General features: G+C 62.5%; 12 protein-coding genes. 10 read left to right on the top strand and 2 right to left on the bottom strand.

The annotated features are described in order from the left end of the window. Window positions 1-51: 51 nt before the first annotated feature. Window positions 52-996 (top strand): NmrA/HSCARG family protein, encoded by a 945-nt coding sequence (locus tag HNQ39_RS25835; protein WP_184203486.1) that lies wholly within the window; start codon window positions 52-54, stop codon window positions 994-996. A gap of 34 nt (window positions 997-1,030) precedes the next feature. Here the strand turns inward: HNQ39_RS25835 and HNQ39_RS25830 are convergent, their stop codons facing one another. Further along, on the bottom strand, window positions 1,031-1,579 hold the full coding sequence (locus tag HNQ39_RS25830) for a hypothetical protein (RefSeq protein ID WP_184203485.1): 549 nt from the start codon (window positions 1,577-1,579) through the stop codon (window positions 1,031-1,033). Window positions 1,580-1,682: 103 nt separating this feature from the next. On the opposite strand from HNQ39_RS25830, the gene HNQ39_RS25825 reads away from it, so the two are divergent. From HNQ39_RS25825 to HNQ39_RS25805, 5 genes are all read left to right on the top strand, one after another. Further along, on the top strand, window positions 1,683-3,578 hold the full coding sequence (locus tag HNQ39_RS25825) for an oxidoreductase (protein ID WP_184203484.1): 1,896 nt from the start codon (window positions 1,683-1,685) through the stop codon (window positions 3,576-3,578). Between the two features lie 40 nt (window positions 3,579-3,618). Further along, on the top strand, window positions 3,619-5,250 hold the full coding sequence (locus HNQ39_RS25820) for a DUF885 family protein (RefSeq protein WP_184203483.1): 1,632 nt from the start codon (window positions 3,619-3,621) through the stop codon (window positions 5,248-5,250). Window positions 5,251-5,693: 443 nt separating this feature from the next. Next, a complete protein-coding gene (locus tag HNQ39_RS25815) occupies window positions 5,694-6,281 on the top strand; it encodes an RNA polymerase sigma factor (RefSeq protein WP_184203482.1) in 588 nt (195 codons plus the stop codon). 33 nt (window positions 6,282-6,314) lie between these two features. Further along, window positions 6,315-7,487 carry an MFS transporter gene (locus HNQ39_RS25810; RefSeq protein ID WP_184203481.1) on the top strand — a complete coding sequence of 391 codons (1,173 nt, stop codon included), beginning with the start codon at window positions 6,315-6,317 and terminating at the stop codon, window positions 7,485-7,487. Continuing rightward, window positions 7,484-8,479 carry an alcohol dehydrogenase catalytic domain-containing protein gene (locus HNQ39_RS25805; protein ID WP_184203480.1) on the top strand — a complete coding sequence of 332 codons (996 nt, stop codon included), beginning with the start codon at window positions 7,484-7,486 and terminating at the stop codon, window positions 8,477-8,479. Before HNQ39_RS25810 ends, HNQ39_RS25805 begins: the two co-directional genes overlap by 4 nt. Here HNQ39_RS25805 and HNQ39_RS25800 read toward each other — a convergent pair. After that, the gene (locus tag HNQ39_RS25800; RefSeq protein ID WP_184203479.1) at window positions 8,454-10,166 is read right to left on the bottom strand and encodes a phosphodiester glycosidase family protein; all 1,713 of its coding nucleotides are present in this window, start codon (window positions 10,164-10,166) and stop codon (window positions 8,454-8,456) included. The genes HNQ39_RS25805 and HNQ39_RS25800 overlap by 26 nt on opposite strands. Window positions 10,167-10,291: 125 nt before the next feature. On the opposite strand from HNQ39_RS25800, the gene HNQ39_RS25795 reads away from it, so the two are divergent. From HNQ39_RS25795 to HNQ39_RS25780, 4 genes are all read left to right on the top strand, one after another. Beyond that, window positions 10,292-11,422 carry an ATP-binding protein gene (locus HNQ39_RS25795; RefSeq protein ID WP_184203478.1) on the top strand — a complete coding sequence of 377 codons (1,131 nt, stop codon included), beginning with the start codon at window positions 10,292-10,294 and terminating at the stop codon, window positions 11,420-11,422. 94 nt (window positions 11,423-11,516) lie between these two features. Next, window positions 11,517-13,523, top strand: coding sequence for a DNA gyrase/topoisomerase IV subunit B (locus HNQ39_RS25790; protein WP_343075988.1), 2,007 nt, complete (start codon window positions 11,517-11,519; stop codon window positions 13,521-13,523). After that, window positions 13,510-14,409, top strand: a complete 900-nt coding sequence (locus HNQ39_RS25785; protein ID WP_184203476.1) for a phosphodiester glycosidase family protein — start codon at window positions 13,510-13,512, stop codon at window positions 14,407-14,409. Before HNQ39_RS25790 ends, HNQ39_RS25785 begins: the two co-directional genes overlap by 14 nt. Window positions 14,410-14,480: 71 nt before the next feature. Then, complete coding sequence (locus HNQ39_RS25780) at window positions 14,481-14,825, top strand: YciI family protein (RefSeq protein ID WP_184203475.1); 345 nt, start codon at window positions 14,481-14,483, stop codon at window positions 14,823-14,825. The last annotated feature ends 6 nt before the right edge of the window (window positions 14,826-14,831 follow it).

The raw sequence follows: 14,831 nt of genomic DNA, 5'->3' as shown, positions 1-14,831 counted from the left end.
TTAATACTGTGATGTGGAACTAATTTCTGAGGCGTGTGTATTGATAAACCTATGAGCACAAAACCTATCATTGCGGTTATTGGCGCAACCGGAGCCCAAGGTGGCAGTCTGGTTCGCGCGATCTTGAGCGATCCCGCGGGGACCTTTGCGGTTCGTGCGATCACGCGAAATGTTGAGTCGGAGAAGGCGCTGGCGCTGGCGGCGCTGGGTGCGGAGGTGGTTGCGGCTAACCTCGACGACCTAGCGAGCCTGGAGGCGGCCTTTGCGGGAGCACACGGCGCGTACTGTGTCACGAACTTCTGGGAGCACTTCTCGACCGAGACCGAGCTGGCGCAGGCGAAGAACCTGGCGACCGCGGCCAAGAACGCAGGAGTCGCCCATGTGATCTGGTCCACGCTGGAGGACACGCGCAAGTGGGTGCCTCTTACCGATGACCGGATGCCAACCCTTCAGGGCAAGTACAAGGTTCCCCACTTCGATGCTAAGGGCGAGGCCAATGCGTTCTTCGCCGATGTCCCCACGACGTTCTTGCTGACGTCGTTCTACTGGGATAACTTTATCTACTTTGGAATGGGCCCCCAGCGCGGCCCCGATGGCAAGCTGGCCATCACGCTCCCCATGGGCGACAAGCCCCTCTCGGGGATCGCGGCGGAGGATATCGGAAAGTGCGCCTACGGGATCTTCAAAGCGGGCGCGGAGTGGATCGGCAAGACTGTCGGTATCGCGGGCGATCACGTCACGGGCGCGGCAATGGCAACCGGGCTAAGTGGCGTCTTTGGTGAGGAAGTAGTCTACAACGCGGTTCCCGCAGCGGTCTACCGTACCTTTGGCTTCCCCGGCGCCGACGACCTGGGCAATATATTCCAGTTCTACCACGACTTCAACGACGACTTCTGCGCCGCACGGAGCACGGAGACCTCGAAAGCGCTCAACCCTGAGCTTCAGGACTTCACCGCCTGGCTCGCAAAAAACGGCGAGCGCATCCCGCGCAACTAAAATCCGCTCCGGGCCGTTCACGGCCCGGAGCCTCTTAGCGGCGCTCTTTTTCGGGGGGGAGTTTGCCTCGGAGGTGGGCGACAAAGGCATCGAACTCCTCTACGGAGCCCATGTCCTCGGAGGCAAACGCAGTACTGTTGGTTCCATTCGAGCTCAAGCCTGAGGTGAGCCACACGTCCAGCCGTCGGCCCTTCTTCGTCTCAACCACGCGAAATCTGTCCACTTTGGACAAGCGAAAGAGCTCCTGCTCCGAGCCGGGGCGCCCAAGGTCGAGCAGCACGACCGTGTCGTCCAGAAAGGCCAGCTTACACTGCTTTCCCTTCAGGGCACGGGCTTGGAGCACACTCCCCCAGCCAAACGCAAGACACCCTAGGCCACCTGCCGCTAAGAGTAGCGTACTGACGGGAGCGGGAACCAGCATCCCCCAGATCGTGAGAGGCTCTTGGCCATTGTAGAGGCTACCGATCAGGAGTGCGCCTGCGGTTAAGTACCAGGCGAGTGCCATGAGCTTCAGCGGGCGCTGCGGGGGCTGATAGCGATAAACGGGCCTCTGCGCCTGTTGCAGAGTCTCTTGCTGCTGCACTTCGTGGTGAGCGGCACGGCTTGCTCCTCGGGTAAGGTTTGTTGTTGCATCGCGCCCCCTTGATCTTGGCCCAGTATACCGGAAGGCAGGTAAAATACCTGCCATGAGCCAGTCACCGTTTCCCCGTCTCTTCTCGCCCTGGAGTGTCCGTGGCGTGACGATGAAAAACCGTGTCGTGATCAGCGGGCACTTTGCCGGCTGGTGGGTCGATGGCGGGCTACCGTCGGCGGCGTTTGAGGCCTATATCGAGGAGCGTGCCAAGGGTGGGGTCGGGCTGTTTGTGATCGGGGCGACCTCCCCGATGCCGGGCTCGGGCTGGATGCAGAATGTGTCGGAGGAGATCATCCCGCGCTACGCCGCGCTGGCGGCGGCGGGACACCGGCATGGGATGAAGGTCTTTGCCCAGCTCTGCCATCCGGGGTTCCATCCGCTTCCGGGGGTTCCGATCTTTGGCCCGATTCCCAGTACCCCACCGACCGGTCCGCGCGGCAAGAGTGCGCCAAAAAAAGTGCCCACAATCACCGAGCTCCAGGAGCTGATCGCGGCCCACGCGGCGGCGGCGCGGCGGGCGGCGGCGGGCGGGGTTGATGGGCTGGAGCTCCACGCCCACGAGTCGTTTCTCCACTCCCAGATGCTCAACCCCCACTGGAACACCCGCACCGACGAGTACGGGGGCTTTGTCGGCGGCGAGCGCTTCCTGCGAGAGACCCTGGTCGCGATGCGGCAAGCGATTGGCGAGGATCTGCCGCTGGGCGTGCGGGTAAAGCTCGATGACATGGAGCAGCGCGGCAACACGCCTGAGGTCTACCGCGGTTTGGTGCACCGGCTGGAGGCAGACGGCCTCGTAGACTACGTCATCACGACGGGCGGCGATGCGCGTTTTCACCATGGCCCCACCCCCAGGCCCGAGGGTGAGTGGCTGCCACTGGCGGCGGAGCTGAGAAAGGTGACCAAGCTTCCTCTACTCCATGCCGGGCGGATCGTCACCGCGCAGCAGGCAGAGGATGCGCTCGCAGCGGGCTGGCTCGATGCGGTCTGCATGACCAAGGCCCATATCTGCGACCCGCACCATGCCAAAAAAGCGCAGGAGGGCAGGCTCGACGACATCCGCTACTGCACGCGTTGCTTGCAGTCTTGCCACGGGGCGATGGACCGCATGACCTGTGTCTACAACCCGCTCACCAGCCGCGAGGCGATTCCCGGCTGGTCGGAGCTGGTTCCGGCGGAGAAGAGGAAGCGGGTTGTCGTCGTGGGTGCGGGACCCGCGGGCATGGAAGCCGCGCTCACCGCCCACGACCGCGGCCACGAGGTGATCGTCCTAGAGCGTAGCGGCCAGATCGGGGGGCAAGTGCTGCTTGCCGCCGCGTCCCCGCTCCGTAAGCCCTGGGCTCGCATCGCCGAGTACTACCAGCGCCAGGCGAAAAAGCTGGACGTGCGCCTTGGCACCAGCGCCACCCCCGAGAGTATCCTCGCCCTCCAGCCCGACTGCGTGATTGTCGCCACCGGCTCGCGCCCCGTGCGCTTCCCCGAGACCCTGACGGTCCACGAGGCGCTACAAGGGGCGGTCGGGAGTGCCAAGCGTGTGCTGATCTTCGACCGCGAGGGCTCCAATCGCGCCCTCACCGCGTGCGATGCCCTCTCGGCACAGGGAAAAGAGGTGGTCTTTGTGACCGCGCTCCCCGCCCTCCGCGGCACCGGCGACACCATGCTCCTGGATGAGTTTCTCCAGCACTTCCGCCAGCGCGGCGTCACGTTCCATCCTGGCTACGAGCTGGTCGAGCAGTGCCCGATCACCCTGCGCCATGTCGATACCGCGGAGGAGCTCGTGCTCGACGGCATCGAGGCGATTGTCGCCACCATCGGCTCGACCCCGGAGAGCTCCCTCACCCACGCCCTGCGCGAGAGTGGGGTAGAGCTCTATACGATCGGCGATGCGAATCTCCCGCAGACAGTCGAGGCTGCGACCTACCAAGGCGCACGAATCGGGCGTCGGGTGTAGTCCAGCCGATGGGAGCGGCGGGATTGGGTATAATCGCCGCATGATCCCCCTCGACGAGCTCCTTACCCCTTCCCAGGACCGAATGCCCGCCATCTTGGCGCGCTTTGCATCGGACCGCTCCGCTATCGAGCGCCGCTACCCCAATGCCTACTCGCCGCTGCGCTACGAAAAGCTCACCGCATACTTTGGTGCGTGGACCGAGGCACTAGAGAAGCTCCCCTTCGACGCGTTCACGCGGCCCGATCGCCTCGACTGGCTCCTCTTTCGTAACCTCCTCACCCGCGAGAGCGAGCGCCTCGGGCGGAGCAAGGCGGAGTTCGACGAGATCGCAAGCCTCGTGCCGTTTGTGCTCCCGCTCACCCAGCTCGACGATGCCCGGCGCGATCACTTGCCCATCGATGCAGAAGCAGCAGCAGACGTCCTTGATCGCGCACTCAGCGCCATCACCCTCTTCGCGAAGCCGCACCCAGAGGGTACCCGGGTCGCCGTCTCAGCGGCGGGGAGAGGTCGCGCCGCCAAAGCCACAGAGAGTGTTAAGGAGACGCTGAAAAACTGGTGGACGTTCTATGGCGGCTACGATCCTCTGGTCGGCTGGTGGTGCCGCGTGCCCTATGAGAAGCTGGACAAGGCGCTCACCGAGTACGCTGCCGCGCTCAAGCCATCGGATAACGACGCCATTGTCGGGGACCCGGTGGGGCGCGAGGCGCTGATCTCGGAGCTTCGGGCCAACTTTATCCCCTACACGCCGGAAGAATTGATTTCCAAGGCCGATGCCGATCGTCAGTGGTGCCTCGCAGAGCTAGAGCGAGCGGCGCAGGAGCTAGGGCTACCGGACGGACGCGCGGCGATCGAGGCGGCCAAGCAAGACCACTGCAAGCCGGGCGAGCAAGTGGGGCTGATCCGCGACCTCACGCGCGAGGCAATTGCCTTTGTGGAAGACAACGAGCTGCTGACCGTGCCCGAGCTCGCCCGCGACGGCTGGCGGATGATCATGATGTCGCCGGAGATGCAGCGGGTCAATCCCTTCTTCCTGGGCGGCGAGACGATCTGGGTCTCCTACCCGACAGACTCCATGGAGCACGACTTTAAGCAGATGAGCCAGCGCGGCAACAACAAAGCCTTCGCCCGCGCCACGGTCCACCACGAGCTCATTCCCGGCCACTACATGCAGTCGTTTTTTCAGGAGCGCTACCGGCCCTACCGGCGGCAGTTCTGGACGGCGTTCTGGGTGGAGGGCTGGACCCTGCACTGGGAGTTTCTCCTCTGGGAGCGCGGCTTCCCGCAGACGGCTCTCCAAAGAGTGGGGATGCTCTTCTGGCGCCTGCACCGCTGCGCCCGCGTGCTTTTCTCACTGAAGTTCCATCTTGGGGAGTGGACACCGCAGCAGTGTATCGACCTGCTGGTGGAGGAGGTGGGCCACGAGCCCAAGAACGCCGAGGCTGAGGTGCGCCGCAGCTTCGGGGGCAACTACGACCCGCTCTACCAGCTTGCCTACTTGATCGGGGGGATGCAGGTTCATGCGCTGCATACGGAGTGGCTCGCCTCCGGCAAGACCGACCGCGCCTTCCACGATGCCTTTCTGCGCGAGAACCTCATGCCCATCCCGGCGCTCCGTGCGTTTCTGCTGGACCACCCACTGGAGAAAAACACCGACCTGCTCTGGCACTTCTAGCCGGAGGCGCGACTCCAAATAACTGGGGATCACGGTCTCTGGGTGAGATTCAAAATTTTTCTACCCGGTTTCTTTCCACCTCTCGGCCCCGTTAGAAACGAGAAAAATTTCACCCCTTTCCCATCAAGAATTAATAGAATCTCTCCGTCGGGCACCCGAGTGGCATGCTATAATTTTCCTATGTGTCCGCCAACATCACAAGACTTGTCAAGAGTTTGTACAGACTTCCGTGCTAGAATGGCATTTAGGTAGGCACAAGACAGGTCCCCGTTTTTGAGAACCTCCGTGCTCTCACCACCGAACCCGGTTCATTCCCCATACCGTAAAAGAGGAGGCTCAGCTTGGTCAACCAGGCGAGACCTCCCGAAGATCGCTCCCAAGCATTCAGAGAAGACAAACGACCAGCCGCCTCATGGGAAAAAATGAAACCAGTAAACAATAAGATGTTAGCGACTGAAGAGGACAGCTCCCTCCTACAAGGAGCAACGACAGGTGAGTGGGCAGGTGTCTCCCGTAACACTCTGTTCTCAGAGTTTCGGCCCTTGGTCAACCGCCTGATCTGGAAGTACGGAAACAACCCTGAGATTCGCAAGGATCTTGAAGGGGAGATCTTCTGTATTTTCTGTGAGCTGCTGGATGCCTACGACCCACAGCGCGGGGTGCCACTCCGCGCCTACCTGGTACACCAGCTCACCACCTCGACCTTTACCTTTGCCCGTCGCGAGTGGCGCTACGAGCAGCGAGAGGTCTCCGTGGAGCTTCACGAAGAGAGCGCGGTCGAGCTCAACCCAACCGACCAGTGGGACGATAAGATCCTGATGGATAGAGTACGGCACCTGCTGCCTGGTGCTATCGCGCAGCTCCCGCTTCGACAGCGTCAGGTCTTGATCTGGCGCTACTACGAGCACAAAGAGTTCCACGAGATCGCCGCCCTCTTGAATGTGGAGACCTCGACCCCACGCTCTCTCCTTCGCCACGCCATGAACTCGCTCCGACGGTACTTCGACAAAGAGAACCTGGCGCTCTCCTGACGCTTCGACGAGCGGGGGTATACTGTGCGCACCATGGACCCTGAGCGCCCCCTCCCCGCCACCGTCAAGGCGCTCGGGCTTGTTAGCCTCCTCACCGACCTCTCCAGCGAGATGGTCTATCCCCTCAATGGGCGGCTCCTTCGCCTCCTCGGTGCTCCGGCGTGGGCACTGGGGCTGATTGAGGGGCTCGCGGAGGCGACCGCCAGTACCCTCAAGCTCTACTCAGGGACTGTCTCGGATCGGATGGGGCGGCGAAAACCCCTGGCTCTCTTGGGGTACGGCTTGGCAGCCCTTTCAAAGCCGCTGATCGGAGTCGCGGGTGGCTGGCCCCTCGTGCTCGGCGCACGGCTACTCGACCGCACCGGTAAGGGCCTGCGCGGAGCCCCACGCGATGCCCTCATCGCCGATATCTGCCCCAAAGAACAACGCGGCCGGGCCTATGGACTGCACCGCAGCCTCGATACCACGGGGGCAGTGCTTGGCCCCTTGGTCGGCTACTGGTATCTGCGCACTCACCCCGAGTCGCTCCGCACCCTCTATTGGCTCGCGTTTATCCCGGCCGTCCTTGGTGTTCTCCTCCTGTGGCTTGTCGTCAAAGAGCAACCCCGTCGCGAGGCAGCGAATAAGACCGTACCCCGCTTCTCCCTCAGCGGAATCTCCCCCACCTACCAGCGCTTTCTGCTCGCGGTGGGAATCTTTAGCCTCTCGAACTCGTCGGACCAGTTCCTGCTTCTGCGCGCACAGGAGGGAGCGGGCCTCTCGCCGCAAAATATACTACTGGTCTATGCCCTGTTTAATGTCGTCGAGGCAAGCTTAGGCTATATTGTGGGTAAGCGGTCGGACAAGATCGGGCGGGTGCCGCTGATCTTGGCGGGCTGGGGAGTCTTTGCTCTGGTCTATGCCGGGTTCGCCCTGCTTCCCGGTGGTCTAGGATTTTCGGGAGTGCTCGGGCTCTTTCTTCTCTACGGGCTCTACTACACCCTCACGCAAGGGGCACAGAAGGCACTCGCTGCGGATCTCTCGGACCCGAACGCACGCGGGCAGCAGCTTGGGGTCTTTCATCTGGTTGTCGGGCTCGGAGCGCTTCCGGCAAGCCTCTTGGCAGGGCTACTCTACGAGAGAGTCTCCCCGTCGGCACCGTTTTGGGTAGGAGCCGGTGGAGCACTAGTCGCCATGCTACTCCTACCCAGGGAAAAGAAATCATGAAAACGAGAGCGGTTGTCTTCCCCAGTCCGGGAGTGGTTGAGGTTCGCACGGTCGAGGTTCCCGAGCCAGAGCCCGACGAGGTGCTGATTAAGACATCGTTTACGTGCATCAGCCCTGGTGTTGAGATGCGCGTCCTCTCCGGGCAACACCCCGCCGCCTCGAAGTTCCCGCTTATCCCCGGCTACGCCCTCACCGGAATTGTCGTCGAGAGCGGTGAGGAGGCGGGGATTCTTCCGGGAACCCGTGTCTTTTGTAGCGGCACCAGCCGTGTCGCGGGCCAAGAGCGCTGCTGGGGCGGGCATATCGGGCACGCGGTTCGTCGGGCGTCAGAGACCATCCCCCTTCCTCTCGGGGTCCCCCTTCGCGACGCGCCCCTCGCGCGTCTGGCCGCAATCTCCAACCGAGGGATGCAGCTTGCGCGCCCGCAGGTGGGTGAGGTGGTGGTGGTGATCGGGCTGGGGCCGGTTGGCATTCTCACGGCGCGGCTCTATATCCAGCAAGGGGTCCGCGTGATTGGGGTGGACTACTTCGGGCTCGGGACGGATGCTCTCTCCAAGCTCGGGCTGGAGATCATCGCCGGCGACGACCTCTTCGAGCAGCTACTTACCCTCCTGCCCGACGGGGCCAGCATTATAGTGGACACCACAGGGGTGGCCAGTGTCCTCACCGAGGCACTGACTCTGGCCCGGAGTGTTGCCTGGGACGAGTTCGATATCCAGGGGACACGCTACCTGATCCAGGGAAGCTACCCCGGCGACCTGACCCTGCCCTACCAGTCTGCCTTCCAGAACGAGGTGACGTTTCTCATTCCTCGTGATGCCCGCCGCGACGATATCCGGCAGGCGCTGGAGCTGATCGAGCAGAAGAAGCTCGTGGTGCGCGATCTCGCCAGCCTGACCCTTCCCACCGAGGAAGCCCCCAAAGCCTACGAGCTCCTCCGCGACCGTCACTCAGGGATTCAGACCGTCATTTTTGAGTGGGCAGCTTTTTAGCAGGCTTCACAATCACGCTCTGGAAGCGCTTGAGCGGCGACGAAACCTTGACCTGGCGCGCGTCGGGGGCGGTCGCCGTGTCCCACTGAATTGTCACGCTCGCCACGCCTCTAGAGTCCGTGGACACCGGGTTTGACACGACGGTGCCACCGGTCACGGTGAGCTGAATCGCCTCGCTCCCTAGCTTGTCCCCCTCGCTATTGGCTATCGTGATTGTCAGCTGGGTCCCGTCGTCGTTGAACACCGCCTGCGGGACAAACGCGGCGTTGTCCAGCTTGGGCTCGGGCGTGGCCTTTGCACCGGACTTTACCACCACGAGCGGGATGCGGCTCGCCTGTGTACCGCGCCAGAGAACCAGTGCCCCCTTGCCTGCCCGAAGGGCGCGAAAGCTCCCCTCTTGATCGACAAAGCCAATCCCACCCGCGACTGTCCACGCAACACTTGCCGAGTCCACGCCCTCGGGGAGGGGAAAGGAGCGGGTCTCCCCGACCGTCAGCACCTGTGGCTGTGTGGGGAGGGCGACCTCGCTCTGCGGCATCGAGCTCTCTTCCGCAAAGACCAGCAGGCTATCGGCGACCGGGCGCTCGACTCCCTCCGACGGCGAGTTGGCAACCGCGCCACGAACCGCGCACGCCGACGAGCCCCCGCCATCGAGGTTCACGGCCTCCACTGCACCCAGAGCCAGCATAATCCCTGCCAGCTCGGTCAGGGAGGCACCTCGGGAGAGGCTCGCCTGGCGCCCATCTACCGTCACAAAGAGCAACTTTCCGTCGGCGGTCACCCCGACGGCGGTGCGTGGGTGGCGTGTTGTCGAGAAGCTCGCCCCGATCTTCTCCGCCTTCAGGTCCAGCGCAAACTTGCCGCCTGCCAGGAGCCGCCCTGAGCCAGTCACTGCCTGAAGGATCTTGCTTGGGTCCAGCTTTCGGTCCAGCGGCGTCGCTTTGAGCGCAATCGTCACCGCCTCGCCCGGCTTGGCCCAGCCCTTGAGCCAGTCCACCGAGTCGCCACCCGCCGAGAGCACGAGAGTCCCCGGTGCCAGCGGAGTCAGCCCGCCCTCACGCACCGCGGCAACTTTCCCCGTCACGATTGACCCGAGCTTGAGCGGCAGGGGCACGCCCTCGACAATCACTTCAACGCGCCCGTCTGTCTTGAGAGTCTTGTCCGCGAAGATCGGGGTAAAGAGCAGCAGCTCGTTGCCTTTTCCTGGCTTCCGGTTGAGGCCCTGGAGCGCCCCCCCGTTGACCGTCCCCTCAAATGAGAACCGTGGAAACGAGACCGTACCGTCATCAAGGAGCACAAATGCGGTGCGTGGCAGGCCCGGCTCGGTTACCAGCTCGCCGTTCTCCACGTGCAGCCCGATGGGATTGCCCGCGAAGGGAAAAAAGCCCGCATTGATCCCCGCGACCGCCTTGCGCCGCGCGACGGTCTTGGAGGGAATCTCTCGTCCCAGGGTCGCATCGTTGGCCCAGACCCCACCGCCGCCCAGCGCCGCCTCGACCCGCACCCCCTTTACCTTCGGGTCGATCCGCACCGTTGTCACCACCAGCGGCCCGTCTTTGTCGCCGCTTGGGGTCACCTCTTGCAGTAGCTCCACCCCCGGCGCGAGCTGTCGCACCACCACTTTCTTCTTGACAGCGGGAGCGGAGACACAGAAAAGTGCCACAAAGGCAACCAGAGGCGTAAACATAGCGCCCTCATTCTACCCGTTTTCGCCGATTGGAAATCGGCGAAAACGGGCGAAAAAGTCGCAATTCTGATAGAATATTCTGTTAGCCATTGACAGATTCAGACTAATTATTGAAAGGCTTTCACATGGAAGAAGTCACTCCAAAGATCAAGAAGATTGAAGCAGATTACACGGATGTCGTTCTGGTCAAACTCGTTGGACTGGAAGCCGTCCGCTACCGTCCCGCAATGTATATCGGCAACACAGGCATTCCAGGAATGCACCACCTCTTTAAGGAGTTAGTGGATAACGGTGTCAATGAGGCTGTTGCAGGGCACTGTAACCAGATCGAGGTGACTCTCCACACAGATGGCAGCCTGAGTGTTCGCGACAGTGGTCGGGGAATTCCCCTAGAGACGCTGAAAGCGGTGCTCATGGAGCTTCATTACCGAGGTAAGTTCTCCAAAGTAGAGACGACATTTCGTGTTGGTGGTGGCTTGCACGGCGTCGGAACCTGCTGTGTCTGCGCTCTGGCCGAATGGATGGAGACGACGGTCTGGCAGGCGGGGCGCGAGGTGGTGATTCGGACGGAGCGGGGCGAGCTGGTGTCGGAGCGCGAGAGCGCTTTTAATGGCCCCAGCGGGACGCAGATTCGCTTTAAACCCGACCCGGAGATTTTCTCCACGACAGAATGGTCTGTCGAGCGGCTGCTGGCGAACTTGCGCCAGCAGGCGTTCCTCTATCCCCAGCTCACGGTCACCTTCACCGATGAAGCCCTGGGCTGTGATCCGCAGGTGCTCCACTTCCCCGGCGGCATCTCGGAGTGGGCAATCGAGAACGTGGCGGGGCGACGGCCGGTGCACGAGACCGTGATCGCGGGCTCTGGCACCAAAGACGGCACCGAGGCCGAGGTGGCGTTTTTCTTCACCGAGGACGAGCCCGTGTGGCGCATCTTTGGCAATGGGGTCGAGCTCCCCGATGCGGGGACACCGCTCACGGGGTTTCGGCAGGCGGTCGCGCGAACCCTCGGGAGGTGGGCACGAGCGCATGGGCGGGAGTTCGAGCCGCGCAAGGCCGGGCTGGGAGTTGCCGTGGTGATCTCGGTTCGGGTGCGCAATCCGCAGTTTGAGGGGCCGACCAAGAACCGACTGGCTAACCCCGAGGCAGCAAGCGCGGTCGGGGCTGTGACTGCGGAGGCGTTAGAGGCGCACTTCACACAATATCCACACCAAGCAGAGGCGATCCTTTCCGGAATGCTGGGGATTCAAGGAGTTTAAGGACGCTTCATGGTAAAATCATCGGGAGGATCAGACTTTGGCTAGTGATAAAGAGAACGAAATTTTAGGTGCGTTGAACGAGGGCGACGATGCCATTGAGACGCCCAATATCAAGAAAATTGAGACCGCCTACGATGGTGACTCCATTTCCAAACTCGAAGGGTTGGAGGCCGTTCGCCACCGCCCCGCGATGTATATCGGCGACACGGGCATTCCAGGAATGCACCACCTCTTCAAAGAGATCATCGACAACTCCATCGATGAGGTGCTCGCGGGACACTGTACCAAGATCACGGTGATCCTGCACAAAGACCGGACGATCAGTGTCGAGGACAATGGACGCGGGATTCCTGTCGGCATCAACTCCAAGTCCGGCAAGCCCGGTGTCGAGCTTGCGCTGACAGAGCTCCACGCCGGCGGCAAGTTCGGTGGCGGCGGCTACAAGACGTCGGGCGGGCTCCACGGAGTCGGCGCTTCGTGTGTGAACGCCCTCTCCACCTGGATGGAGACCACCGTCAAGCGCGATGGCAAGATCCACAAGATTCGCTTCGCCCGCGGCAAGGTCACCAAGAAGCTCCACGTGGTCGGGGAGTGCGATCCTAGCGAGACCGGCACCATGCAGCGCTGGCTCGCCGATGACACGATCTTCACCAGTGCGGTCAACGACGAAGGTCAGCTGGCCTACTCCGCCGACCGTATCCGTGCCCGTATCCGCGAGCTGTCCTACCTCAACAAAGAGGTCTCGATCACCTTTATCGACGAGCTCCACGACGGCGAGCCCGAGGTCTACCACCACAAGCGGGGGATCGCCGAGTATGTCGCGCATCTCAACGAGAACAAGGACCCGATGCACTCCCGCGTCATCTACTTCTACCGAGAGCGCGAGTACCGCGAGGGAGAGAACGCACAGATCGAGATCGCGCTCCAGTACAACAAGGGCTACCAGGAGAACATCTACTCGTTCGCCAATAACATCAACACGCAGGACGGCGGGACGCACCTCTCGGGGTTCCAGACGGCGCTGACCCGTGTGATCAACAACTACGCCCGTAAGAATAACTACCTCAAGGAGAAGGACAACAACTTCTCCGGCGACGATGTGCGCGAGGGGCTGGTTGCGGTGATCTCCGTGCGCATCTCCAACCCGCAGTTCGAGGGGCAGACCAAGAACAAGCTGGGCAACCCCGAGATTCAGGGAGTCACCAACTCGATTGTTGGGGAGGGGCTGGCGGAGTTCTTCGAGGAGAACCCCAATATCGCCAAGGCCGTGCTGGAGAAGGCCTCGATCGCCCAGCGCGCCCGCGATGCCGCCCGAAAAGCCGCCGAGCTCATCAAGCGCCAGAGCGCCATGGACGGTGGCGGGCTCCCCGGTAAGCTTGCCGACTGCATGGAGAAAGACGCCAGCAAGTGCGAGCTCTATATTGTCGAGGGCGACTCGGCAGGTGGCTCCGCCAAGCAGGGACGCGATCGCCGGACACAGGCGGTCCTGCCACTGCGTGGAAAGATCCTCTGTGTGGAGAAAGCCCGGATCGACCGCGCGCTCGACAACGAGGGAATCAAGCAGCTCATCACCGCCATCGGCACCGGGCTCGCGCTCTCGACATCGGCGGACGAGGAGAAGGACAAGGGCAACAACTTCGACCTCGCCAAGCTGCGCTACCACAAGATCATCATCATGGCCGACGCGGACGTCGACGGCGACCACATCCGCACGCTGCTGCTGAACTTCTTCTACCGCTACATGAAGCCGCTCGTGGACAGCGGGCATATCTATGTCGCGCAGCCGCCGCTCTACTCGATCCGTGTGGGCAAGGACCAGAAAATCTACGCCCGCACCGAGGCCGACCGGGACCGGATTCTCAAGGAGATCAAGAAGCGCGACACCCATGTCACCCGCTTCAAAGGTCTGGGCGAGATGAACCCCGATGACCTCGCGGACACGACCATGAACCCGGTGAACCGAACACTTGCCCAGGTCACGGTCGAGGAGGCAGCGGAGGCGGACCAGATGTTCACGGTCCTGCTCGGCGACAAGGTCGAGCCGCGCCGCGCCTTTATCGAGAAATACGCCAAAGAGGTCAAGGACCTTGACTTCGTCTAAGCGTAGACGACTCCCTCCCCTTCGGGCCGCCGCACTCGCGGCGGCCCTTTGCATTCTAGGTGCGTGTGGCGGTGAGCCCCCGTCCGAAGTTACGGTCGCCGAGGGAGTCACCTTTCGCACCAACAAGGCGCTCGGTGCGCAGACCCTCACGGTCGAGCTCGCGGTCGCCAAGGTGCGGCCGGTGGTGGTGGCGGAGCGGCTGGAGCACCTGCGCAACAACGTGGTCGGGGATGCCCACACCGTACTGGACTGGGCACGCAAGTACAACGCCGTTGCCGGTGTGAATGCAGGGTTCTTCGGCGACTCCTACGACTCCTTGGGGCGCCGCAAGCAAGTGGTCCAGCTCTGTGTTCTGGAGGGGAAAGTGGTCGCGCCAGGCACTCCGGTCGGAGCCGCCCTCCGCTCCGCGATTGGCTTCCAAGGCGACGGAAGAGCCGAGGTCACCTGGGCGGTGGGAAGTGAGCAAGCAGGCGCACGGCGCTTCGACAGGCCGGTGAAGGCAAAGACGGGGTTCACCTGGCACCCGGAGTCCGCCGTGGCGTGCGGCCCGCGCCTGATCCACCGGGGGAAGGTCGATATCGCCGATCGTGCCGAGAAGCTCGTGAGCGACCTGCGGACGGGGCGCATGGCCGTGGCCGTGAGCGAGCGCTACCTGGTCTTCTGCCGCGCCGATGCCATGACCTATGGCGAGCTCTCCCACTACCTAATGGAGTACTTCAAGACCACGCTCCAAGCCATCCCCGACGAAGCCCTCTGCCTCGATGGCGGCCCCTCCGCGCAGCTGGTCTACCAGGAGGGGGGCAAGCTCAAAGAGGTTGAGCCCACCGGGGTCCAGGTCCCCACCGCTATCCTCCTGATCCCGACAACAACGCCAACAGGACAGTAGACAACTATTTTTGTCGTTTTGTCGATTTCCCTGTCTGCCAATCGACAAGTCCGAGAAGGAAGGAAAAAAGAATGAAGTATTTGGTTGCGATCTACCACCCCGATGACTACGAGGCTTTCACGGTCGAGGATGAGGCCATGGACCGCGCGATCGACGCACTGAACGAGGAGATGGTAGCAGCGGGTATCCGGGTCTATGTGGGGGGCCTCCAGCCACCTCGGACCGCAAAGTCACTTCGGGTGCAGCCCGGCGGGAGCGGCACTGTGCTGGTCACCGATGGCCCCTATCTGGAGACCAAGGAGCATATCGGGGGGCTTTGGGTTCTAGAAGCCGCGGACATGGACGAGGCGCTTGAGTGGGGACGCAAGGCCACAATCGCCTGCCGTGTGCCCGTCCAAGTGCGCCCGTTCTACTAATCAAGA

The organism is Armatimonas rosea, from assembly GCF_014202505.1.
Taxonomy (GTDB): Bacteria; Armatimonadota; Armatimonadia; order Armatimonadales; family Armatimonadaceae; genus Armatimonas; species Armatimonas rosea.
The sequence above is the reverse complement of the archived record's forward strand: the minus strand, read 5'-3'. Positions and strand labels throughout refer to the sequence as shown.